Source organism: Anaerosporobacter sp. (genome assembly GCF_965301125.1).
Genome location: NZ_CBDLAM010000332.1, coordinates 1 through 2,377, shown reverse-complemented (window position 1 = coordinate 2,377; position 2,377 = coordinate 1). Strand labels below are relative to the sequence as shown.

Annotated in this window: 3 protein-coding genes; all 3 read left to right on the top strand. The window is 32.8% G+C overall.

The features are described 5' to 3' along the window. Nucleotides 1-256 (top strand): winged helix-turn-helix domain-containing protein (locus ACW2QF_RS19545; protein WP_455717690.1); only part of this gene is annotated, 256 nt, incomplete at its 5' end. After that, nucleotides 244-1,443 (top strand): HAMP domain-containing sensor histidine kinase, encoded by a 1,200-nt coding sequence (locus ACW2QF_RS19540; protein ID WP_455717689.1) that lies wholly within the window; start codon nucleotides 244-246, stop codon nucleotides 1,441-1,443. The genes ACW2QF_RS19545 and ACW2QF_RS19540, both read left to right, overlap by 13 nt. A 67-nt stretch (nucleotides 1,444-1,510) precedes the next feature. Then, on the top strand, nucleotides 1,511-2,377 hold an 867-nt coding region (locus ACW2QF_RS19535; RefSeq protein ID WP_455717688.1), incomplete at its 3' end, for an ABC transporter permease.

The window sequence follows — 2,377 nt, the reverse complement described above, 5'->3', positions numbered from 1 at the left end:
CAAAATAAATCAAATTAAAGGTGTAACAATAGGATTTACAAAGGCAGAGTATGATATTATAGAATTCCTTTCAACCAATGCAGGCCAGGTGTTTGATAAAGAACGGATCTATGAGAAAATCTATGGTTATGATGCGACTGGTGATAGTAGAGGTATTACAGAGTTGGTGAGAAGAATCAGAAGAAAAATAGCTGTTTACACAGATCAAGAATGTATTGAAACAGCTTGGGGGATTGGATATAGATGGAGAAAATAAGAAATCTATCAATCAGAAAAACAATTATTCTATATATGTTTGTGAATCTTTTCTGCTGCTTCTTTTTGAGAGCAATGATAAATCAGGTCGTTATGAGTATTCAAGAAAATATATGGATATCTTATGCAGATATGGAAGATTATTCAAATTTACAACAGAGTAGAGCTGAAGATTATGACATCAAGATAGCCAGACCTGTTAGATATAAAATGAGCAGCATGGACTGGAATATATCAGAATTTTGTGATTTCTTGGAAACATGGGGAATTTTGATTATAACATTTCTTGGAACGGTAATTACGGTCTCCCTATTTTATAGGAATAAGATAAAAACACCGTTAGCCGAATTAAAGCAATCATCGAAGCTAATTTCGGAAAATGATCTGGATTTTATGGTATTATATGAGAATGAGGATGAAATGGGACAGCTGTGTATGGAATTTGAAAAAATGAGAAAGCAGCTGGGAGATAACAATAAGCAGATGTGGAAAATGATGGAACAGGAAAAGGCGTTGCGTGCAGCAATCTCACATGACATCAGAGCACCTCTTACGATTATCAAGGGGTATCAGGAAATGCTGTTAGAAATGGCATCAGAGAATTCGGTTGAAAAAGAAAAATTACTAGAAATGATTCAGGCCGAAATACAGCAGACTGGCAGAATGGAATCATTTATAAATACAATGCATCAATTGTCCAAGTTAGAAGAAAGGAACATGGAAGTACGTAATATAGAACTAAAAGAGTTTGTGCATCAGTTAGAGGAAAACATAAAATTGATTAACAGAAAGAACGACGTACAATGCTGCTTCTTATTGAGTACTACAGTAGAATCAGCACAGTTTGATTCAGATATTGTAATAGAAGTGTTGGAGAATTTAATTGGAAATGCACTGCGTTATACAAGGAATATAATCAATGTGAAATTTGATGTCAAGGACTGTGATTTGATTGTTACAGTATCTGATGATGGTGCAGGATTTACAGAGGAACAGCATATTTTAACTAAGCCATATTTTCATGGAAATTCACAGGATAACCTGACACATTTTGGTCTTGGCTTATATATATGTGGGATTTATTGCGAGAAACATGGAGGAAAGCTATTGTTAGAAAATTCGAAAGAAGGTGGAGCAGTAGCCATTGCATACTTTCATATTGAAAATGAAAAAGAGCAATCAGTTTAAGCTGGTTGTTTTTTTGTTGTTTTTCATCCTTTATTCTTTATATATAAAGCAAAGAAAGGGGCAACTTATGAAAGCAATTATAAAAAGAGAATTACTAAATTATTTAAAAAATCCTGTTTTTTGGATTGGTCTTGTAATAGTGATGATAAGTATCTACAAAGATTTGGGACCGTATCTTCAAATCCATTATTTTAAGTCTACAGAAGAAATTCAAGCATTGGATGATATTGAAGTAGAAAATATTGATGATGCAGATATTATGGATGGGTATCTTCCTGCTACGAAAGAACAGCAGAGAGAACTAGTAATCAAAGAAATACAAAAGGAATTGGTTCAAATCCTAGGATATTCCGAAGCGGATGCAAAACAGATTGTTGAAAATATCCGACAGAAAGACATGAATGTTACAGAAATGACGGATTATCTGGAAAAATATAAGTTCAATGGTGCCAATTATGTTTATGAGAAGGTAAAAAAATATAAGGGAACAAAAGAAGAGGTGAACGAATATATCAGTAGTAAGTTGGAGGATAAATCCTATTCTTATTATTTTTCTAGAAAATTTGCGGATTTTACAGGATTGTATCTTTGTTTCTTTACAATTATTTTATTGGCATTTTTATACGTTAGGGATACGAAAAAAGATATTTATGAGTTATTGCACACGAAACCGATATCAGCAAAATCCTATGTAATTGGAAAAGTATTGGGTGGTTTCCTTTTCATGGTGTTGATACTTTGTTCTATTACTACGTTTTTTGATGTATTGTGCGTTATTCATGGTGTAAGAGCTGGATTCCCAGTGAATGCGATTGATTTATATTTAGCAGCAATTAAGTATGTTTTGCCAAATTTATTAATGATCGTGAGTGTTTATACCATAATTGCTTTATTATTCAAAAATCCATTGCCAGCTATTCCATTACTATATATA

Bases quoted from the DNA above. Each gene is read 5' to 3' on its own strand.
- ACW2QF_RS19540 (WP_455717689.1), top strand. From the start codon at position 244: ATGGAGAAAATAAGAAATCTATCAATCAGAAAAACAATTATTCTATAT.